Here is a 20,465-nt window from a genome sequence, read left to right on the forward strand (position 1 = left end):
AACCATATCCACCAGAGTGAGTTAATTACCTCCAGGTTTCAGCATGAAGATCGGAGGGATATTGGCGTAGGGGCTGTTTGGCTAAACAACAAAATTGAGTGTCCACTATTTCAGGACTTGACACGACGCGGGTTTTTGCCATGGATTTTTCCCGTGAATTCACGGTCTTAAATCCAAACCAAGGAGAAGGGAAATGAACGCTGATACATTTACGTGATGTTGTTCTGGCCCAAGCCTGCGGTACGTCAAAAGCGGGGTGCAAGGCGAAAAAACCTTGACTCGGAGCGGGGTGGAAAGAAAAATCGTTCTTTGGCCCAAATCTGAGATCAGGACAAGAATATGAACGACATCCTCAGCCATCACATGGTGATCAGTGAACACAATCTGCTGTTGTTTTTGCTGCAGTTCGCGCTGCTGCTGGGATTGTGCCGCCTGGTGGGCTTTTTCTTTGCTAAAATGAAGCAATCCAGCGTGACCGGTGAGCTGCTGGTGGGCATTTTGCTGGGTCCGGCGATCTTTAGCAAACTGGCGCCCGGCCTGCAAAACACGATCTTTCCGAACGACCTGGCCCAGCGCTCGATGCTGGAGACCGTGGCCTGGTTCGGCAATCTCTTTCTGCTGATGGAAACAGGGCTGGAGATAAATTTCTCCCGGGTCTGGAAACAGGGGATGGAGGCGGTGAAGATCACCGTGGCGGATCTGCTCATCCCCGTTCTGTTATGTTTTTTGCCCATCTATCTGCTGCCGGACCGCTACCTGGTGGATCCCTCGCAGCGTTTTCTCTTTGCCCTCTTCATTTCCGTGATCATGACCATCAGCGCCTTGCCCATCGCCATCCGCGGCCTGCGGGACCTCAATATCCTGAAAACCGACGTTGGCCTGCTCATCATCTCGGCACTCACCATGAACGACATCGTGGGCTGGGTGGTGTTCACCATCATCATGGGCATCTTCGCGCACGGCTCCATGGATTTGGGTTTCGTGGGGCAATTGGTGGGCCTCACCCTGCTGTTCACCGTGCTGAGCCTCACTTTGGGACGCCGCCTGCTGGACAGGGCGGTTACCCTGATCCATGACCGCGCGGAGGACAACCAAGGCCTGAAAGTAACGCTGATCGTGCTGGTGGGCGCGCTGTTCGGCTCGCTCACGCTGGGGATCGGCATCCACGCCCTGTTCGGTTTCTTTATCGCCGGCATAGTTTTGGGCGAGGCGCGGCACATCCACGAAAAAGACCGCTTTGTGGTGAACCGGCTGGTCTATTCGATCTTTGTGCCGGTGTTTTTTGCCAATATCGGGCTACGCCTGGATTTCGTGGCCAATTTTGACTGGTTTCTGGTGCTGCTGCTTTCGGGGTTGGGCATCGCGGGCCGCTTTTTGGGCGCCTACGCCGGGGCGGCCTGGGCCAGGCAACCCAGAGAGAATTTCCAGACCATCGCCATCAGCCACACCCCCGGCGGCGAAATGCACATCGTGGTGGGCATGCTGGCCTACACCACAGGCCTGATCAACGAAGTGGTGCTGGTGGCCATCATCGTGGCCTCGCTGGTTTCCACCATTGTCTTCGGTTTTTGGCTGTCCTTCATCGTGAACCGCCTGCGCAAAACTTCCTACGACATCGTGCTGGAGGAAAACGACGTCTTCATCGACCGTGACAACTCCGATCCCCAGGCCATGCTGGCCTGGCTGAGCGGGATCGCCGCGCGCAAGACCGGGATCGACCAACAAACCATCCTGCAGGAACTTACGGATCGGGAGGAACAACTAAGCACGGCGGTGGGACGCTCGCTCGCCATGCCGCACGCGCGTTTGGAAGGCATCGAAAAATCGCAGGTCTTCATCGTGCAAAACCAGCACGGGATCGAGTGGGACAGCCCGGACGGATTGCCCGTGCACCTCTTTATCCTGATCCTCACGCCCAAGGCCAGGCAAAACGCCCAGATCCAGATCCTGCGCAGCCTGTCCCTGGCCCTGCAAGACCGCAAACTAACCGCGCAGCTGCTGGACAGCAATGACCCCAAATTCCTCTGGAACACGATCAGAAGCGAACTCACCACCTGCAGCCGCTGCCGGTTGGCGTAGCGGCCGGGATGTGATTGGATCGCAGTTTGGCCATGGTGCTAAGGGGTGGATAAGATGCCATTACATAAGGGAATGATTGATTGGATAAGCCCCCAAAGGGGTTTCACCAGCTGAAAACCAACATTTTGGAGTGATCCTAACGAGTCTGGACGTGGGTAAGTTCCATCCGACCGAAGCGATCATAACTTTTCCGGTCGGGATCCAGCCAGGGCGAAAACACCCCAACCGGCCAAAGCCCCCGCGAGGTAGCAAAGCAGGTCGCTCCCCCGAAAGCCAAAACCGAGGAGCAGGCCTCCGATCAGGGTTTGGCGAATGCGGTCCAGCCAAAGCGGATGCCAAAGCTGGCTGAGTTCGATCAGCAGGGAAAAGGCCAGGGTGAGCAGTAAGACCGAGCTCGATCTGAAGCTGGGCAGGATCAGGCGAAAAAAGGCATAGCAGGCCAGGGCCCACATGGCATCGCCGGCATAAAGGGCCACAAATTCCGGCAGCCAAGCTCCCCAGCGCCGGGAAGCAAGGCCGGCCGCGGCGGCAAGCGGGATCAGCCCCAGGGCGATCAAGCTGCCGCGGGACAGCAAATTTCGCACCCGGGGAACGGAGCCGGTCTTCAAACGTGGTTGCGGAGCGCCAGTTCCAGGGGATGGGGCTGCAGGTAATACTGCTCGGCGAGGTAGGGCTTGTCGTATTTGCGCACGTAGTGGTTGATCAGGGTCACGGGCACGATCAGGGGCAGGAGGCGGTTTCTGTAGTTCATTATCAATTCCAGCAGTTCGGCTTTTTCAGCGGGGGTGAGTTCCTGCTTGAAATAGCCCAGGATGTGCTGCAAAACGTTCTGGTGTTTGGCCCGGGTGGCGGGATGGGAGGTTGCCCGCATCAGCTGCTCCAGATAGAGCTTCGCGAACTCGCTCGGAGAGTGCTGTTTAACGGAGGCCACCAGTTTACCCATGGCCCGGTAGAGCTGAGGGCTGTGGGCCATCAGCAGCAGTTTGTGGCGGGTGTGGAAATCCACCAAGGCGCCGGCGGAAAAGGGTTTGCGCCGCATTTCGTTCCAGCGCTGCATGATGAAGATGCGCTCGATGAAATTTTCGCGCAGAACGGGATCGTGCAGCCGGCCTTCCTCCTCCACGGGCAGGAGGGGAAAGGCTTTCATGAATTCCCGGGCGAAGATGCCCACGCCTTTTTTCTCGCCTGCACCGCCTTTGGCCGGATAGACCTTCACGCGTTCCATGCCGCTGGAAGGTGATTTGCTCTTGAACACGAAGCCGCAGAGATCCGCGTCCGTGAGTTCGGCAAGCTTGCGAAAGCAGAATTCCAGCATGCGCGGGGTGTGGTCAAGCCGGTCCTTGATGGTCAGCAGCCGGGGGTTTTCCACTTCCCCCACCAGGCGCATGGCGTCACGGGGAACTGGCAGGCCGCATTCCACCTCCGGGCAAACATGCACGTAAGTGACGTATTTGCCGAGGGTTTCCACCAGCCAATGGTCATATTTGTGCTGTCCGTCGTAGCGGACCTTGTGGCCCAGGAGGCAGGAGCTGATGCCGAGTTTCAGATAATCGCTCATTCAAAAAATCCTCATTCGTTCAAAGCAGGGCCTTAAATTCATCAATACAGAGATGTAAGGCTAATTTCACGCTCTTTGGGGTCGTCAAAAATGACCTTTTTGGGATCGAAGTACTCTGGGTCATAGTCACGCCCCATCCACTCAAGTATATCTTCGTAACATTCGTTCTTGGGATCCTGCAGGATTTTCAGTTTCTCGTAAAACCCCCATACGCCACCTGAATCCTCAGGTGGACAGGCTCGTTTTCCGGCCAGGCAGCAAGGATAAGTTTGATTGGGATCCGCTGGTAGTATCTTTTCCAAGTTGACCTGGTGGTACCAATCATCTCCGAAATCGTACCAGTAGCGTGCGATAGAATTCTCCCGAGAAAAGAACTTGGATATGCGCTGGAATATTTTGGCTTTGCTATAGTCTTCCTCGGCCAATCCAATATCCACGATGTCCAATTCGCTGGGAGAAAAAATTGAAAATTCGTGCAGGTGGCAGTCTTTCCAACCCATGGCATCCTGGATCGCCACATGCAGATCCCAGAAGCGATAGTTTTCAGGCACCTGGATGCGTCTCCAGATGGGTGGTTTGGTATCCAGGAGAGTGATCTTGAACTGATATACTTGCTTGAATTTGCTCATTGAGGCCTTCCCTTATTTCAGGTGATCAGGGATTATCAATTCGGCATCGGTGGCCTTCACCACGTCGTCAACGCTGTAGCCTTCGCTCACTTCGCGCAGCAGCAGGCCCCCGGGGGTCACCTCGATCACGGCGAGATCTGAAATGATCAGGCTCACCTTGCCTTTGGCGGTGAGGGGCAGATTGCACTGTTTGAGGATCTTGGGGTTGCCGTGCTTATCGCAGTGTTCCATGGCCACGATCACCTTTTTGGCGCCGGTTACGAGGTCCATCGCGCCGCCCATGCCGGGGATGATCTTGCCGGGGATCATCCAGTTGGCCAGGTTGCCCTGCTGATCAACCTGCAAGGCGCCCAGGACGGTGATGTCCAGATGGCCGCCGCGGATGATGCCGAAACTGGTGGCGGAATCGAAAAAGGAAGCTCCCGGCAAGGCTGTGATGAAGCCGCCGCCGGCGTTGATCATGTCCTGGTCCTCCATGCCTTCCACCGGCGCGGGTCCCACGCCCATGATTCCGTTTTCAGACTGGAAGATCACATGCACCCCTGGCGGGATGTGGTTTGCGGCCTCGGTGGGCAGGCCGATGCCCAGGTTCACGTAGTCGCCGTCTTTGAGTTCTTTGGCGATCCGGGCTCCGATCAGCGCGCGCTTATCCATTGCTGGCCTCCTTGCTCAGGCAGATGTAATTCACAAAAACTCCGGGAGTTACCACCTGTTCCGGGTCCAACTCGCCCGTTTCCACGATCTCGTCCACCTCGGCGATGGTGACTTTGCCCGCCATGGCCATGATGGGATTGCTGTTGCGGGCGGTTTTGCGGTAGATAAGGTTGCCGCTGCGGTCGGCCTTCCAGGCGCGGATGAGGGCATAGTCGCTGGGGATGGCGGTTTCAAGGATGTGATCCTGGCCGTTCAAATTGATGACCTGCTTCCCTTCCTCCACCACGGTGCCGATCCCGGTGGGGGTGAGCACGCCGCCCAAACCCATTCCGAAAGCGCGGCAGCGTTCCATAAGCGTGCCCTGGGGAATGAGCTCAACCGAGATCTCGCCGGAATTCATCTGGCTTTGGATCTCTTTGTTGGTGCCCGTGTGAGACACCTGGGCGCTTTTAACCTGGTGGCTCACCACCAGTTTGCCAATGCCGCGGTTTTCCCAATCCGAGGCGATGACGATTACGTGGAGGTCTTTGGTGCCGGCGGCAACGAGGGCGTCGATGATGGTTTCCGGGGCGCCCACAGCCAAAAATCCGCCGATGGCGAGCCGGGCGTTCGGTTTGATCATGGCCGCAGCCTCGGCCGCGGTGATAAGCTTGAACATTGCTTCTCCTATGGTTGTAAATGATATATTGCGGGCATGTTTTCCGCGGGGGGCATTTATGTCAACAGATAGTCTTTCACGTGGTGGAGGTCATCCTCGCTGAGCTTCAGTTCCAAATAAATGCCGTCGGCGCGGTACTCCTCTGTTTGGATATCCGCGATCCTGTGCAGCAGTGAGGCCAGAGAGCCCTGGCTGTAAGGCAGAAAGACTTTGCCCAGGCGGTTCTGGAAGAGCCGCTGCTCCAGCTTTTGCAGCAGTTCGTCCACATGCTCGTGTTTCAGGGCGCTGATCAGCACGGCGTCCGGATAGCGCCGGCGAACGAAGATCCCGATGGTGTCGTCCACGAGGTCGGTTTTGTTCAGGATCAGCAGTTGGGGGATGTCCTGGGCACCGATGCCGGCCAGCACGGAGTTCACCTGATCGATGTAATATCCGAAGCGTTCGTCGGAAAGGTCCACCACGTGGAGCAGCAGATCGGCGTCCTTCACCTCCATCAGGGTGGCGCTGAACGAGGCCACCAGATGGTGGGGCAGGTTCGAGATGAAGCCCACCGTGTCGGAGATCACCACCGGGAAAGAGGTGGAGAGCTTCAGCTGGCGCGAAGTGGAATCGAGGGTGGCGAAAAGCTTGTCCTCCACCAGGACCCCAGCTTCGGTGAGGGAATTGAAGAGGGTGGACTTGCCGGCGTTGGTGTAGCCCACCAGGCAGATCTTTTTGGTGCGCTCGCGCTGTTTGCGCTGGGTTTCCTTCTGGTGGGTGATGTCTGATATGGCTTTGTTGATCTTGCGGATCTGCAGGCGGATGAGACGTTTGTCGATCTCGATCTGCTTTTCCCCCATGCCGCGGGTGGCCGCGCCGCCGGAAGAGCGCTGGGAGCCGCGTTCCTTGTCGAAATGGCCCCAAAGCCGGCGCAGGCGGGGCAGTTGGTACTGGAGTTCCGCCAAACGCACCTGCAGCCTGGCTTCGCGGGTGCGGGCGTGTTCGTGGAAGATGGAAAGGATCACCTCGGTGCGGTCGATCACCCGGATGCCGAAATCGTTCTCAATGTTGCGGCCCTGGATAGGGCTGAGCTCTTCGTTCACGATCAGCACTTCAGCCTGTGCCTGGCGCATTTTCCGGCTCATTTCTTCCAGGAAGCCTTTGCCGAAATAGCTGGCCCGCTCGGGATGGTTGCGTTTCTGGGTGTAACTGCCCAAAACCTCGATCCCGGCGGTGTCGGCCAGACGCCGCAATTCTTCCAGGCTGGCCGTAACCTCGGCCTCGGGCTCGCCCTGGCGCACGATCGCGGCTAGAAAGGCGGTCTTTTCGGCGCGCTCGAAATCGTCCCAGGAATCCGGCTCGAGGTCGAATTCCTCCACCAACAGTTCTTGGTCTTCGTTTGGCATGTTTTTTACCGCTTTATCCTTTGGTTACCTGGCCCCTTTACGCTCGGGCTTGAGCCCCCGAAAGTTCGTCCCGCCCCTGTCTCCCGCCCAATGGCCGCATCTGAGGCGGGCATCAGGCGGGAGGCAGCTAACCGGATCAGTATCAGGGACATGGGGTCAGGGTTGTTCTCAGGGACTGAGCTTGGTCCCGCGGGCGTCTTTCCGCCCCGGCGAGCTGTCGTAAACCTCGATGTTGTAGTAGATAACGGCGATGTAATCACGGGGAAACTCGCCGTGGAAAAAGCTGTGGATGAGGTTGATGTATTGCACCACCTCACGCTCGTAGGCGCTAAGTTTGGGGTCCAGCGGATGTAGCAGGCGGGCGATCTGCTTGATCTTGTAGGTGGGAATGTCCAGCCAGACGGTCACGCAGGCGGGATTCACCATCTGGTTGATGAAGGTCTGGGTGGCGAAACCCGGCTCGGAATAGAGCTCCAGCGAGCCCATGCGGTTGGCGCTGAAGTTATGCTCCGCGTGCGTGTAGAGGCTGTCCAAAACGTTGAGCTTCACGTCCAGGGGTTGTTCCATGTTGTCGCGCAGCAGCTGGATCAGCTCGCCGATCCTGCCTTCCGGCGGCAGGAAACCCATGCCTTTCACGGCGTTGTTCAGCTTGAAGCGTGAATCCTGGCGGGCGGCGCCATAAGTGGCGATGATGCCGTTGTGGGGCCCGGACAGCTGGGGGCTGCGCGTGGCTTCCTTTCCTTTGGACAGCATTTCGCGGAAGATGTCCAGGTATTCCTTGCGCTGGGAGCGGTTCCAATCCCAGAAGGACTGGGGAAAATCCACCAGCGGAAAATCCTGCCAGACGCCGTCCACCTGTGCACGAATCACTTTCGCTGTGGCTGCCGGGGTCTCAGCTGTGGTCTGAACGCAGTAGCCGTCCTGCCAGAAAGATGCGGGGTCCGTCAGGTCTTCCGCTTTGAGCAGTCCGATGGCGATCAACAAGGTCAAGAGGATGAGGATGAAGGCTTTATCCATGATTGTCACTCCTATGGGCGAGAATGTTGGCTTTGGCAGCGGGGACGGCTTCGTAGAGGAAGCTGTTGATGTCGCAGGGAAAGGAGCCGCATTCAGCGCAGCTTATGTATCCCTTGCCAAAGGCGCAGGCGCGGATGGGGCACTGACCGCACCAGCTGAAGTGGGGCCCATCGCTGAGGCAGCCCTGGCAGTTGATGTCTGCAGCGGTGAAGGCGTGATCGTAATTCTTGCTCCAGCGCACGGCGATGTCGGCTTTTTGTTCCAGGTCGCCGGACTGGGTGGCAAGGTAGCATTCGCAGGCCTTGCAACCAAGGCCGCAGGCGGATGTGAGTTCAGTCATTCTCTTCCTCCAGGAATTTTTTGAGGGCCTCCAGGCCGCGCCGGGAGAGGCTCATTTTCTTTAGTTTCTTGTCCCTGATGGGTACTTCCAGGGCGGGAAGCAGGCCAAAATTGGCGTTCACCGGCTGGAAATTCTTTTGCTTGGGATCGATCAGGCGTCGCCAGAGCTGGCCCAATATGGTTTCCGGAGGCAGCATTGGAAAGCCCTCGGCCAGGATCCTGGCCACCAGCAATCCGGTGGCGACGCATTCCATGTAGCCTTCCACGCCGCTGAGCTGGCCGGCCACGAAGACCTGGCGGGCGTTGCGCAGCGTGAGGTTGGGAGCCAGAGCCCGGGGGGCGTTCAGATAGCTGTTGCGGTGGATGGAACCGTAGCGGAGGAATTCCGCCTGCTCCAGGCCCGGGATGAGGCGGAAGACGCGTTTCTGCTCAGGCTGGCGCAGCATGGTCTGGCAGCCCACCAGGTTGAAGGCCGTCTGATCTTGGTTTTCGGTGCGCAGCTGGAGCACCGCGAAAGGTTTTTTGCCCTCGTGTTCCAGGCCCATGGGACGCATAACGCCATGCCGCAGAGTGTCTTTACCTCTGCGGGCAAGTTCCTCCACCGGGCTGCAGTTTTCGTAGTAGCTGAATTTCAGGTCCCGGAAAAACTCGTTCTCAAACTCGTGGGCTTCGTGCTGTTCGCCGCTCATCAAAGCGTCCACAAAGGCGTAATACTCCTCGCGGCTGAAAGGGCAGTTGAGGTAGTCGGGATCGCCTTTGTCATAGCGGTCTTTGCGGTATATCCGGCTAAGGTCGAGGCTGTCGGCGGACACGATGGGGGCGATGGCGTCGAAAAAACAGAGCTGGCTGGAGCCCACAACACCCTGCAGCTCAGCCGCCAGGGCGTCTGAGGTGAGAGGCCCGCTGCTAAGGATGCACACACCCTGGGGAAACCTGGCCACCTCTTCCTGCACCAGTTCGATGTTTGGGTGGGTCCGGATGAGGGTATCCACCTTTTGGGCAAAGAGCTCACGGTCCACGGCCAGGGCGTGTCCGGCCGGCACGGCGCAACTTTCCGCTAGCGGCAGCAGTTTTGAGCCCAGCAGGCGCAATTCCGCTTTAAGCATGCCCGCAGGGGTGTCCGGCAGTGTGGATTTGAGGGAGTTGCTGCAAACCAGTTCCGCGGCCAGGCCGGTTTGGTGGGCCGGGGTCATTTTGCCGGGGCGCATCTCGAAGAGACGCACCTTGAGGCCCATGTCCGCCAGATACAGGGCGGCTTCGCTACCTGCCAGGCCCGCGCCGATGATGTTTATCGCCGCCATGGCTGCCTCAGCGGGGTTCCCGCACCTTCAGAAAGATGCCCGCGCCGATCAGGGCAGGCACCACATCGTTGATGATGAAGATGGCCAGGGTGGTGCTGGCGATGCTTTCCGCCTGCAGGCCGATCTTGGAGAGCAGCGAAATGGCGAAGCTCTCCTTCAGCCCCAGCCCGGCCACCGTGATGGGGATGCTGTAGGAGAGGTGGGAAAGCGACATCCTTTTCACCACGTCCCAAAAGGACACCGCCTGGGTGAGATGCAGCATCAGCCAGTATTGGAAAAGGTTCAGCAGGGTGGTGGCCACCATCAGCAGCGTTAGCCGCGGCGCGTAGCGGATGTAATTGGGCCGCAGATGGTTCCAGCGCCGGTTCAGATACAGCAAGAAATACAGCCAGACCGGCAGCGTGATCAGCCAGGCGAACAGCGACCAGCGGATCCAGCCCGGTATGCCCTGGGGAAGGTAAAGCAGGGCCAGGCTGGCAAAGACGAAGATGCTCCAGGTCACGTAGATGCGCTCCAGAAAACAGGAGATCACCGAAGCGCCCTTGCTGCTGTTCGAAACAAAGGCCACCTTGCCGAGGATGCCCCAGCTGCCGGGAACGGCGAAACGCAGCGCCTGGCCTATCATGTAGGATTCGAACACCTCTTTCCGTTTCAGAGTGTAGAGGGGATTCACCTGCAGGGAGTATTGCCAGGCCAGATACTGCCCCCAGTGGCGCAGCACGGCCAGGCCCAGGATGGCCAGGATCAGCCAGGGGGGCTGGTTGATCAGGTTTTGCCACACCTTCACGAACTCCATCTCTTTGAACAGCCCTAACAGGATAAGGGCCGTTACCAGCAGCTTGAGCGCGAAGCTCAGGATCCGCCAGATCTTTTTGCGGGTGGTGGCGTCCATGCTAATTGGCCAGAAGCTCCCGGGTGTGTTGCAGCGCGGCTTCGATCAGTTTCCGGGGCGGCGGAGCGATGCTGCCGTCGCTCATCATGCGGTGGCAGAGTTCCCGGGAGGCCCGGATGTCCGCTTCCGCCAGGGCAAAAACCTCGTCCCGGCTTCGCGGCAGCCTGGCCACGCCTTCTTTAACGGCCTGCTCGGCCACGTCGGCGGCTTCGCGGGCGAAAACGTTTTCCTCGTCCATGCGGGGAACGATGTTGGCGGGATCGATGCCTCTGGCCTCGGCGAAAGCGGCCAGTGAATGAGCCGCGCGGATCGCCATCCCGTCCGTGATCTGGCTGGCCCGCACCAGCAGCGCGCCTTTCAGGATGCCGGGAAAGCCGCAGGAATTGTTGATCTGGTTGGGAAAATCGCCCCGTCCGGTGGCCACGATGAAGGCCCCGGCGGCCTTGGCGTCGTGCGGATAGATCTCTGGCACGGGATTGGCGCAGCAGAAAACCACCGCCCTGGGGGCCATCAGCCTGATCCATTCGGGTTTCACGGTGTGGGGTCCCGGGGTGGAAAGCGAGATCAGCACATCCGCGCCGCGCATCGCCTCATCCATCGTGTTCAGGCGTAGCGGGTTGGAGATCTGGGCCAGGGCCCACTGCTTGAATTTGGCAGGGTTTCGGGCCAGGTCCTCACGCCCGGGATGCAGCGCTCCCTTGCTGTCGAACATGATCAGATTTTGCGGGTCCAGACCTGATTGGAGCAAGATGCTGGCGATGGTGGTGTTGGAAGCCCCGGCGCCGAAGAGCACGGTGCGGATGTTCTGTATCCTTTTATCCGCCAGCTTCAGGGCGTTCAGAAGCCCGGCCAAGGTCACACAGGCTGTTCCTTGGGCGTCATCGTGCCAGACGGGGATCCCGCAGCTGGCGCGAAGTTCGTCCAAAACCCGGTAGCAGTTGGGTTGGGAGATGTCTTCCAGATTCACCGCGCCCACGCTGGGTTCCAGCATCTTCACAAATTCGATCAGCCTGGCCGGGTCCGGTTTGCCCACCGCGTCCCGGTTATTCACGCAGAGCGCGATGGCGTCGAAGCCGCCCAGGTATTTCATCAGCATGGCCTTGCCTTCCATTACGCCCAAACCCCCGGCGGGGCCGCAGTCGCCGTCGCCCAACACTCTGGTGCTGTCGCTAACCACGGCCACCAGGTTGCCCCGGTTGCTGAGTTCAAAGGATCTTTCATTTGCGTCGCGGATGGCGGTCGAAACTGCCGAAACCCCGGGGGTGTACCACACGTTGAACCAGTTGAAGTCCCAGATCCCCGCTTTGGGCAGGGTCTGCATCTTGCCCCGGTAGTGAGCGTGGGTGAGTTCCGAAAGCTTCTTCAGAAAGGCCGTCTGCGCCGCGGAGCGCAGATCGGGAGCGTAGTTGGCCGAAAAATATGCCTGGAGGTTGGCCAGGTCACTGCGTAATTCTTCCATTGATTCATCCTGAAAGCATTTGAGAATTCCAAATTTGCGATCGGGTTCATGTTGTCAACCTTTATCGGGCGAAGCCGCCCTTCCGCTTTCAGGCAGAGTTCATTTGATCAGGATGAGTTTCACCGCCCCCTGATATTCCCCGGCGCTCATGCGCAGCAGGTAGATCCCAGCGGAAACCGCTTGCCCGCTTTCGTTTTGGCCATCCCAAACCAAACCGGAGATCCCCGCCGGCGCGCTGGGATCGGTCCAGCTGCGGATCAGCCGGCCCCGGATGTCGAAGATGCCCACCTTCACCGGGCCGGCTTTGGCCAGGCTGTATTGGATAAGTGTTTCTGAGGCCATGGGATTGGGACGCGGATCCAGCAACAGGGTGTTAAGCCCGGGCAGGGCGGGATCGTTGGCAGCCACCGAAACCAGGCTGAAAGCGATCGTGGTGGTCTGGCCGGCGCTGATGCTCACGCTGGGAATGGTCTGGGGGTCATATCCCGTGGCGGTGGCCGTCACGGAATATGTGCCCACGGGAAGCTGCAGGGAAAAGACTCCGGCGTAGTTCGTCTGGGCGGAAAACCCCTCCGCCTGCACGGTGGCGTTTTGCAGCGGCCAGTTGTCGGTTCCCGTCACGGTCCCCTGCAGGGTGCCCACCTCCACCGGAATCCAGGTGAATCTGGTTTGGGGAAAATCCCCGCCGAGTGTGGAATTGGACGGAGGATTGGCCGGATCGTAGGCTGTGGCATCGCTTTGGGCTTTGCGGGAGCGGTTTTGGCTGGAGTACTGCGCCCGAAAGCGGTCTGAGGACAGGTAAAAGCTGCTGTCCATGGGCCGTTGCACCAGCAGCACCAGGTTTTGCTGGTTCAGATACCAGAAGGGCGGGTCCAGCGGGATGATTATGTCATTTTCACCAGTGGGCAGGTCCAGCGTTCCGTCAAAAACCAGGCTCAGCTCCGTGGAGGGTATCCAGCCCGCCTCAAGGTCCGGCAGAGTGGTGGTGCCCAGCCAGATCTTCACGGGTTTGTCTGTCAGATCACTGGCGAAGTCGTTGAAAAACCCCAGTTCAGTGATGCTTCCCCGCATGTTTTGCAGCTCACCGGGATAGTAAAGCGTCTCGTACAGCGAGTTCTGGAAATACATGTCCACCGGCATCCGCAGCAACTGGTTGCCGCTGCCCACAGTCACGGAAGACCTTTGCGGCGGTTCTGTGAACTGATGCGCAGGACTCTGGTCAAGTCCAAGTGTTTTGTCCCCGCCGCTTTCAGCCAATCCGCCGGCCAGACAGGCCGGGATCAGGGCCAGCAGCAAGATCGCCAGGCCAATGCTTTTCATCTTTTCTCCCGCTTCAAAGCTGTTGCCGCCCGAATCAACCTGATCCGGCGCGAAATGGTTTTGAAGTACAGCAAACAATGCAAAATCCCAGCCAACCGGGCGCCGTTTTTGGCTGCCGGCGCAAAAAGTGCTTGACAACAGAGCATTTACGGCAAAAGAGTGTCCGCGGTCAGAGAGATAAGAAAATGAAGATATGCATCGTGTCCAATTCCCACCACACCACGGACGTGCGCCTCTATTACAAGATGGCGCGCAGCCTGGCGAAGCTGGGGGAGGTGCATCTGCTTTGCGCCAGCGGGGTGCGCAACGCCGCGGTGAACCCCTTTCAGGATGTGGTGGAAACCGAATCCACCTGGTACGCCCTGCCGCTGCTGTATAAAAAAGCCAAAAAGCTCAAACCGGACATAGTGATCTGCGTGGAGCCGCTCACCGTCTTCATCGGCCTGGCCCTGCGCCGCAAGCTGAATTGCAAGGTGGTCTTCGATGTGCACGAGTTTTTCCCTGACGCCTTCGCCGAGCGCTTCCGCCCGCCCCTGAGCTGGGTCGCGAAAGCCCTCTACCTGGGTTTTGAACGCCGCCTGCAGCGCAGCGTGGACGCCACCACCGCCGTCAGCGAGGAGATCCTGGACCAGTTGCTTCCCCGCGGCAAACGCGTGAACGCCATCGCCCTGCCCAACTACCCTGTGAAGAACGTATGGGACTACACCTGCGAGACCCCGATGGAGCTCAGCGCCATCTGCGAGATGGATTTTGACCTGATCTACATCGGCGGCCTTACTCCGGACCGCGGTGTCTTCAAGCTGCTTAAAAGCGTCAGCCTGCTCAGGAACGAGTTTCCCGCCCTCAACGTCCTCATCCTGGGCAAATTCTTCGATCCCGCGGTGGAGCGCGAATTCAACGAACAGCTAAACACTCTCAACCTCAACGCCGTGATCTATTACCAAAGCTGGATCCCGGCGGAAAAGATCGGCCTGCTGCTCAAACGCAGCCGGGTGGGGCTCTGGCTCTTCAATCCCCAAAACCGCCGCATGAGCCGCGCCGTGCCCCTCAAGGTGCTGGAATATTTCGCCGCCGGGCTGCCCGTGGTTTCCATCAACACCCCTCTGATGCGCGGCCTGATCGAGGCCAATGAGCTAGGCGCCTGCTGCGAATACCACAGCGACAGCATCGCCAGGTCCGTGGCCGGCCTCCTCCGCCTTAACCCTAGCGAATACCGCCTGCTCAGCAAGCGCTGCAGCAACCTCATCGACCAGAAATTCAACTGGGAGGCCCTCGAGCCGCGCCTCCTTGAACTGATGCGCAAGCTGGCCTCAAACTGAGATGCGCGTTCTCTACCTCAGCTATTTCTATCCACCCCTGGGCGGCCCCGCCGCGCTGCGCAACCTCAAAACGGTGAAATACCTTGCCCAAAGCGGCATCGTTTGCGACGTGATCACCGTGCGCGACATCGAATACCTCTACCGGGATCCCGCCCTGATGGAGGAAAACGCCGCGGCCACCCTCATCCGCACGGATTCCCTGGATCCCATGGCCCTGCTGAAAAAAGGCCGTGAAGCCGGCGGCGGGGATCTATCCCGGATCTACCTGAACACCCCGGAAAAGCTAAAACTCCGCGTGCGCCAGCTTTACCCCGTGGACAACAAGATCGGCTGGCTGCCAGCCCTGATCAAAGCCGGGCGCCGGGCCATCCGGGAACGGAGACCCGAGCTGATCTTTGTTTCCCTGGGGCCTTTCTCCTCCGGGATCGGCGCCTACGCCCTCTCCCGCGAAAGCGGCATCCCCCTGGCCGTGGACCTGCGCGACTACTGGACCCTCCTGGGCGACTACGACCTGCAGGGCGGCGCGCTCAACCGGAGCCTCTCCCGCGGTCTGGAACAGCGCATCTACAGTCACGCCAGCCTCATCATCACAGCCACCGCGGGCATCGGCACCGACGCCGCGCAAGCCTTCGGAGCGGATCTGGCGGAAAAAATGCTCACCGTTTACAATGGCTGGGACGAAGCCGACTTCAGCGGCCTGCCCGCGCCGGAAACCCCTGCCGGATTCACCTTCGCCTATTTCGGCAACATCTACGCCCGCCGCAGCCTCCGCCATTTCTACGCCGCCCTCAAACGCCTCCGTGCGGAAAACACCCTGCCCCCCGGCACCCGGGTGAAACTTTACGGCAACTTCTTCCGTGAAACCCTGCGGGAAGTGGAGCATAGCGGCATCCAGGACCTCATCGACATCGTCCCCCAGCTCAGCCACCGCCAGGCCCTGGCCGCCATGCAGGCTTCCAGCGCCCTTCTCCTGGTGATCAACAGCTCCAGCCCCCGCGGAACCCTCACCTCCAAGCTTTTCGAGTATCTCCGCGCCCAAAAACCCATCCTGGCCATGGTTCCCGGCCAATACGAAGCGGCCAAGCTCCTCGGCGCCTGCGGACACGACCTCATCTGCGCCATGGAATCTTCCGACAGCATTTACCACTGCCTCAAACAACTCTTCGCCCAGCCTGCCCGTGAATACAGCATCCCCTGGGAACTGGAACGGAAAAACCAAGTGGCAAAACTGGCGGAAAAGCTCAAAAGCCTCTTCTGACACCAACGCTCCCAGTGTATTTCCAAAGCCGAGCAACAGACCCGGCAGCAGTCATTCGCGCCAAAACCAACTTTCTTAGTGCGCCACATTCAGCGGAGCCAAGGGCTCACGCGTACGCGATCAAATTAAACCAGTCTCCCTTTCCCTTACCCTAAACCTTCCTCTTGAACTCAATTCCACCAGTCTGTTACCGATCCCTTCCCAATATCAATACGGTATCAATACGGAATCAATACGGATTTCATCCGTAATGATTCCGTATTGATACCGTATTGATATTGGGAGCGGCTGGGGAGTGCAGTTGGTATACATTTGGTATAATTACGGTTACATATATTTCGTGAATATGGCCGCGACATGGCTTTCCCGAGGGAGGGCCGAGGCGGGAAAGATCACTTTCCCTGGCGGCGCAGTTGGGCCGTGGATTCCCTTAGGTAGAGGGGTTCGAGGCTGGCAAGCTGCTGAAAATCGTAGCTTTCCTCCTGGGGAGAGAGGGCGGCCAGGGTGAACAGCCCGGAGACGTCGAGGGGCGCTTGGGGAACTGATACGAAGGGGACGCCGCGTTCTTCCAGGGCGGGTTTGAGCAGTTGGCTGCCGCTGCCGGTGAGGTAAGCTCCGCGCAAATCCCAGTCAAGCAGTTCCTCCGGGGTGAGCACCGCGGGCCCGGCAAGTTCGTTCAGATCCTCATCGTAAAGGGCGGCATATACTTCACGCATCTTGGCGTCCACCACCGCCAGGATCCCGCGGCCGCAGCGGTAGCGCCGCAGCGCGGCCAATTGCAGGGTGGAAAAGGCGCGCAGGGGAATTTTGAGTCCGTAGGCGATGCCCTTGGCGGTGGCGAGGCCGATGCGCAGTCCGGTGAAGGAGCCCGGACCGTTGGCCAGATAGACGGCGCGGATGTCCGCGGGCTGGAAGCCGCAGAATTTCAGGGCCGCGTCCACCTGGGGCATCAGGGTTTCGCTGTGGGTGATGCTGATGTCGAAACAGGCGGAGTAAACCACCCGCCCGGATTCACAGAGCGCGATGGAGCCGGAGTTCTGCGAGGTGTCGAGGGCGAGTTTCAATTGCCAGAGCTGATCCAATCGTCGTACAGGCGTTCGAACAGCAGCTTGTGTTTGGCCTCGTCGGAAGCGAGTTTGCGGAAGAGGGTGGAGATCTCGTTGTCGGGGAATTTGACGCTCATTTCGGAATAGAGTTTGAAGGAATTTTCCTCGCGCTTCATGGCCTTGATGAGGATGTTCTGATAGCTGAGATCGAGGTTTTCGGCTTCGACGCTGAGATATTCGGAGATGTTCAGATTCGGCACGAGGGGGATCTCGTCGGCGGAAACGCCTCTGCGGCGGATGTTTTCGATCACCACGATGTGTCCCATCTCCATGGCTTCCAGTTCCTTGAGCATCTCCAGCTGGTCCTGGAATTTGGCTTCCTGCTGCAGATCACGGTAAAACTGGACGGCTTCCCGCTCACGGGCGACGGCGAAGTCCAGAATGTCGTTGTATTCCTGTATGGTCATATTTTCCTCTGAATAGGTTCCGGGTGTGTAAAAGGGAAAGCCTGCCGGGAGGCAGGCTTTCCGGATCGTTCAAGTTTATTCGTCGACGGGTTCAAAGAAATCTTTGCCGACGCCGCACATGGGGCAAACCCAATCTTCGGGCAGGTCCTCGAAGGGGATGTTGTCGTTTTCCGCGGGGTCGTAGACCCACTGGCAGGCAGTGCAGATGAATTTTTGCATTTTATGCTCCTTAATAGGTTTCGCAGTGAACTTCGAAATAGGCCTTGGGATGCAGGCAGCAGGGACAGGTTTCCGGCGCTTCGGCGCCTTCGTGGATGTAGCCGCAGTTGAGGCATTTCCAAAACAAGCCGCCGTCCTTTTTGAAGACCTTCATGTCTTTGACGTTGTCGTAGAGCTTGCGAAAGCGTTTTTCGTGCTCTTTTTCCACTTTGGCCACCAGGCGCCAGGTGAGGGCGATATCCTTGTAGCCTTCTTCTTCCGCGATATCGGCGAAAATGGGATAGAGCTCGGTCCATTCCTCTTTTTCCCCGTCGGCGGCGTATTTCAGGTTTTTAAGGGTGCTTTCAGCCGACCAGCCCACGGGGTAGGAGGCCATGATGCTCATCATTTCGCCTTCCAAGCCTTGTTTCAGCAGGTGTTTGAAGAAGAGCTTGGCGTGTTCCTTTTCGTTTTCAGCGGTTTCCGTGAAGATGTTCGAAATCTGCTCGAAACCCTCTTTTTTGGCTGTTTTGGCCGCGTAGAGGTAGCGCATGCGGGCCTGGCTTTCCCCGGCAAAGGACTTCATCAGGTTGCCGGCGGTTTGGGTGTCTTTGAATGGCATTGCTTTATTTCCTCCCCTTGGGTGATTTCAGGCTTTCCAGAGACCGTGCAGGTTGCAGTATTCACGCACCGTGAGCACTTTGTCGGCCTTCACGCGGAAGATCGCCTCCGGGGCGTCACCGGGCTTGAGTTCGCGGCGGTAAACCTTGTTCTTGGTGCAGACCTCGATCATGCTGATGTAGTGCTTTTCCTCCATGGGATGTGGCACAGAGCCCACGGCGACCTTGATCTTGTCGCCCATTTCAGTGACCACGGGAACGTGTTTTTCCAGCGCGGCATCCACAGTGTTGCCGGCCAGAAGCTTCATCGGCTCGCCGCAGCAAACCAGTTCGCCGGCCCCGGTGAAAAGCACTTCCACCAAGTTTCCGCAAATCGGGCAGTGGTATATCTGACGCAGTTCTGTCATGTTTAACTCCTTGTCTTGATGTTGAGGTTCAAGAGTCCGGAGGGCGGCATCTTTTGTCAACAGAAATCTGCGCCCTGTACGCGGGAAATATTTTGCTTGCCAAAAAAGCGATTATTCTATTAGTGGAAACACAAGGTTTGTTGAACATGAGGAACAAGATATCCATGAAAAGATTGTTGCCGCTACTGGCCGCGCTGCTCCTGCTGCTGTCCGGATGCGTGGAATACGATGAAGAGCTTTGGCTGAACTCCAACGGTTCGGGCCGGGCCAAGGTGCGCCTGGTCCACCGCTCCTATTATGCCAACACCCAGGAGATCATGAACAAGCTCGACAAACCCGGGATCCACCTGGAAGACATCAAAAGAAAGCAGAGCGGGCCGCACATGATCTACGAAGTGGAGCTAAAGTTCGACAGCATCGAGGCTTTCAACAGCATCAGCGACCAGCTGTGGTCCGCGGATTTCTGGGGCAACATCACCCTCGCCAAGAATGCCAAGGGCAACATAGAATTTCAGCGCCTCATCTCGCTGGGCAGCCAGAATGCGGCTCCGGCTGGAACCGGGTTCCCCTCCGGGGCAGGCGAGAATTACCCCGCTGGTGATGACAGCTCCATGTTCGCCGCGGAAGACAGCCTTGTTTACGATGATGACTACATCAACAGCCTGCCCGACGACAACGACATCCTGCAGGGCATCTACATGCAGGAGCAAACCGAACATCCGCTCTGGACCTACAAACTCCACCTGCCCTGGAAGATCATCCACGCGGGCGACAACTCCCAAAGCATAGATCACGCCAACAAAGTGGTCACCTGGAAGTTCGACACCCTGAACATGTGGAACAAAAAGGAACTGATGACCGTGGAGATGAAAAAGGGCCTGAGCTGGATCGTTTACGCGCTGATCGGCCTCGCGGGCGCTCTCGTGCTGTTTTTCATCATCTGGATGATCAGGATCAACCGCCGTTCCCATCTGCACGACGCCATTAAGCACCACCGGGAAAGGGAGCATCTGCACCGGAAATAGGGCAGGGGGTTGACCGGGTCTGGGAGCTAAAGGTTCAGGCGAAAAGCCTGGCCAGGCGCGGTATCCAGGTAAGCAGCACGAACAGCCAGCCCACTATTCCCCCCACGATCGCGGCATAGTGCCCAAAGGTAGGTCTGGAAAGCGGTTTGGCGGCTTTGGCATTGCCGGCGTTGATGTGTTTTTGCACGGGCACGAGGCAAAGGATGGAGAAGGCCAGCGCGCCGAGGGTGAGCGCGATATCCGCCCCCAGGCTAAGGAGTAGCGAGAACACCAGGATGGAGCGTGCCGCCAGCGCCAGCAGGGCCACGATCCAGAGCCAGCCGTGGAGCGTGAAATCCTGTTCCGGCAGATCCTTGCCCAAATCCCGGTCCAGTGAGATCTTGGTGAATACGCCCGCCAGCGCGAAGGGGTTCAGCGAATCCCTCCAAAAATACGCCGCGGTGCGGCCCCGGCGCTGAAAACGGAGAAAACGCCAGTTCCTGTAAACCCAGTAGAGCTCGTAAAGTCCCAAGGTGATGAGGCTCAGCCAGACCAGCCGGGAAACGGGAAGGTGGAAAAACAGCGGCTCCTGTTGGTCATCGATCCCGGCCAGATCTTTTTCCTCCGCCCAATCCGTGATCCGCACGTCCGATTCATGCAGATAGCGCATCAGTTCCGGGATGTCGCGGATCTTCAGCCACCGCGGCGAGCGGCTGTCCATCACAAAGGAATCCTGATCCAGCACATCGTCCAGGATCAGGTCCAGCACCTCTTTGGGGCTGGCCGGCCCGAGGGTTTTGCCCTCGAAAGTGTAGTAATACTTCGCCATCTGAAAAACGCGGGGTGGCCGCGGCC

At 58.5% G+C, this 20,465-nt stretch carries 22 protein-coding genes; 4 read left to right on the forward strand and 18 right to left on the reverse strand.

Features of this window, described 5'->3' with window-relative positions; translation table 11 throughout:
* The first annotated feature begins 339 nt into the window (after window positions 1-339).
* Window positions 340-2,079: a cation:proton antiporter gene (locus LHW45_04195; GenBank protein ID MCB5284777.1), complete on the forward strand. Its 1,740-nt coding sequence runs from the start codon at window positions 340-342 to the stop codon at window positions 2,077-2,079.
* 179 nt (window positions 2,080-2,258) lie between these two features.
* Here the strand turns inward: LHW45_04195 and LHW45_04200 are convergent, their stop codons facing one another.
* The 12 genes from LHW45_04200 to LHW45_04255 all read right to left on the reverse strand — a co-directional run bounded on the left by LHW45_04200 (window position 2,259) and on the right by LHW45_04255 (window position 13,291).
* Complete coding sequence (locus LHW45_04200) at window positions 2,259-2,654, reverse strand: DUF2809 domain-containing protein (protein MCB5284778.1); 396 nt, start codon at window positions 2,652-2,654, stop codon at window positions 2,259-2,261.
* 29 nt (window positions 2,655-2,683) lie between these two features.
* Window positions 2,684-3,637: a DUF523 and DUF1722 domain-containing protein gene (locus LHW45_04205; protein MCB5284779.1), complete on the reverse strand. Its 954-nt coding sequence runs from the start codon at window positions 3,635-3,637 to the stop codon at window positions 2,684-2,686.
* Between the two features lie 41 nt (window positions 3,638-3,678).
* Complete coding sequence (locus tag LHW45_04210; protein ID MCB5284780.1) at window positions 3,679-4,266, reverse strand: plasmid pRiA4b ORF-3 family protein; 588 nt, start codon at window positions 4,264-4,266, stop codon at window positions 3,679-3,681.
* A gap of 12 nt (window positions 4,267-4,278) precedes the next feature.
* Window positions 4,279-4,920 (reverse strand): 3-oxoacid CoA-transferase subunit B, encoded by a 642-nt coding sequence (locus tag LHW45_04215; GenBank protein MCB5284781.1) that lies wholly within the window; start codon window positions 4,918-4,920, stop codon window positions 4,279-4,281.
* On the reverse strand, window positions 4,913-5,578 hold the full coding sequence (locus tag LHW45_04220; protein MCB5284782.1) for a CoA transferase subunit A: 666 nt from the start codon (window positions 5,576-5,578) through the stop codon (window positions 4,913-4,915). Before LHW45_04220 ends, LHW45_04215 begins: the two co-directional genes overlap by 8 nt.
* A gap of 56 nt (window positions 5,579-5,634) precedes the next feature.
* Complete coding sequence (gene hflX, locus LHW45_04225) at window positions 5,635-6,963, reverse strand: GTPase HflX (protein MCB5284783.1); 1,329 nt, start codon at window positions 6,961-6,963, stop codon at window positions 5,635-5,637.
* A 168-nt stretch (window positions 6,964-7,131) separates the two neighbouring features.
* Window positions 7,132-7,980: a hypothetical protein gene (locus LHW45_04230; protein ID MCB5284784.1), complete on the reverse strand. Its 849-nt coding sequence runs from the start codon at window positions 7,978-7,980 to the stop codon at window positions 7,132-7,134.
* Window positions 7,973-8,320: a DUF3795 domain-containing protein gene (locus LHW45_04235; protein MCB5284785.1), complete on the reverse strand. Its 348-nt coding sequence runs from the start codon at window positions 8,318-8,320 to the stop codon at window positions 7,973-7,975. The genes LHW45_04230 and LHW45_04235 overlap by 8 nt, the downstream gene beginning before the upstream one ends.
* The gene (gene trmFO, locus LHW45_04240) at window positions 8,313-9,620 is read right to left on the reverse strand and encodes a methylenetetrahydrofolate--tRNA-(uracil(54)-C(5))-methyltransferase (FADH(2)-oxidizing) TrmFO (protein MCB5284786.1); all 1,308 of its coding nucleotides are present in this window, start codon (window positions 9,618-9,620) and stop codon (window positions 8,313-8,315) included. The genes LHW45_04235 and trmFO overlap by 8 nt, the downstream gene beginning before the upstream one ends.
* Window positions 9,621-9,627: 7 nt before the next feature.
* Window positions 9,628-10,512 (reverse strand): flippase-like domain-containing protein, encoded by an 885-nt coding sequence (locus LHW45_04245; protein MCB5284787.1) that lies wholly within the window; start codon window positions 10,510-10,512, stop codon window positions 9,628-9,630.
* Window position 10,513: 1 nt separating this feature from the next.
* A complete protein-coding gene (locus tag LHW45_04250; protein ID MCB5284788.1) occupies window positions 10,514-11,971 on the reverse strand; it encodes an NADP-dependent malic enzyme in 1,458 nt (485 codons plus the stop codon).
* 99 nt (window positions 11,972-12,070) lie between these two features.
* The gene (locus LHW45_04255) at window positions 12,071-13,291 is read right to left on the reverse strand and encodes a carboxypeptidase regulatory-like domain-containing protein (GenBank protein MCB5284789.1); all 1,221 of its coding nucleotides are present in this window, start codon (window positions 13,289-13,291) and stop codon (window positions 12,071-12,073) included.
* 185 nt (window positions 13,292-13,476) lie between these two features.
* Between LHW45_04255 and LHW45_04260 the strand changes: the two genes are divergently transcribed.
* Window positions 13,477-14,610, forward strand: a complete 1,134-nt coding sequence (locus LHW45_04260; protein MCB5284790.1) for a glycosyltransferase — start codon at window positions 13,477-13,479, stop codon at window positions 14,608-14,610.
* Between the two features lies 1 nt (window position 14,611).
* The gene (locus LHW45_04265) at window positions 14,612-15,868 is read left to right on the forward strand and encodes a glycosyltransferase (protein MCB5284791.1); all 1,257 of its coding nucleotides are present in this window, start codon (window positions 14,612-14,614) and stop codon (window positions 15,866-15,868) included.
* Between the two features lie 392 nt (window positions 15,869-16,260).
* On the opposite strand, the gene tsaB is transcribed toward LHW45_04265, so the two are convergent.
* The 5 genes from tsaB to LHW45_04290 all read right to left on the reverse strand — a co-directional run bounded on the left by tsaB (window position 16,261) and on the right by LHW45_04290 (window position 18,606).
* Window positions 16,261-16,932 (reverse strand): tRNA (adenosine(37)-N6)-threonylcarbamoyltransferase complex dimerization subunit type 1 TsaB, encoded by a 672-nt coding sequence (gene tsaB / locus LHW45_04270; protein MCB5284792.1) that lies wholly within the window; start codon window positions 16,930-16,932, stop codon window positions 16,261-16,263.
* Window positions 16,929-17,381, reverse strand: coding sequence for a ferritin family protein (locus tag LHW45_04275; protein MCB5284793.1), 453 nt, complete (start codon window positions 17,379-17,381; stop codon window positions 16,929-16,931). The genes tsaB and LHW45_04275 overlap by 4 nt, the downstream gene beginning before the upstream one ends.
* A gap of 75 nt (window positions 17,382-17,456) precedes the next feature.
* Window positions 17,457-17,600, reverse strand: a complete 144-nt coding sequence (locus LHW45_04280) for a rubredoxin (protein MCB5284794.1) — start codon at window positions 17,598-17,600, stop codon at window positions 17,457-17,459.
* A 10-nt stretch (window positions 17,601-17,610) separates the two neighbouring features.
* Window positions 17,611-18,201, reverse strand: a complete 591-nt coding sequence (locus LHW45_04285) for a rubrerythrin family protein (GenBank protein ID MCB5284795.1) — start codon at window positions 18,199-18,201, stop codon at window positions 17,611-17,613.
* Between the two features lie 27 nt (window positions 18,202-18,228).
* The gene (locus tag LHW45_04290) at window positions 18,229-18,606 is read right to left on the reverse strand and encodes a desulfoferrodoxin (protein MCB5284796.1); all 378 of its coding nucleotides are present in this window, start codon (window positions 18,604-18,606) and stop codon (window positions 18,229-18,231) included.
* 164 nt (window positions 18,607-18,770) lie between these two features.
* On the opposite strand from LHW45_04290, the gene LHW45_04295 reads away from it, so the two are divergent.
* Window positions 18,771-19,631: a hypothetical protein gene (locus LHW45_04295; GenBank protein ID MCB5284797.1), complete on the forward strand. Its 861-nt coding sequence runs from the start codon at window positions 18,771-18,773 to the stop codon at window positions 19,629-19,631.
* Between the two features lie 34 nt (window positions 19,632-19,665).
* On the opposite strand, the gene LHW45_04300 is transcribed toward LHW45_04295, so the two are convergent.
* Window positions 19,666-20,439 carry a GYF domain-containing protein gene (locus LHW45_04300; GenBank protein ID MCB5284798.1) on the reverse strand — a complete coding sequence of 258 codons (774 nt, stop codon included), beginning with the start codon at window positions 20,437-20,439 and terminating at the stop codon, window positions 19,666-19,668.
* Window positions 20,440-20,465: the final 26 nt, after the last annotated feature.

This window comes from Candidatus Cloacimonadota bacterium (assembly GCA_020532085.1).
In the GTDB taxonomy this organism is placed as follows: Bacteria; Cloacimonadota; Cloacimonadia; order Cloacimonadales; family Cloacimonadaceae; genus Syntrophosphaera.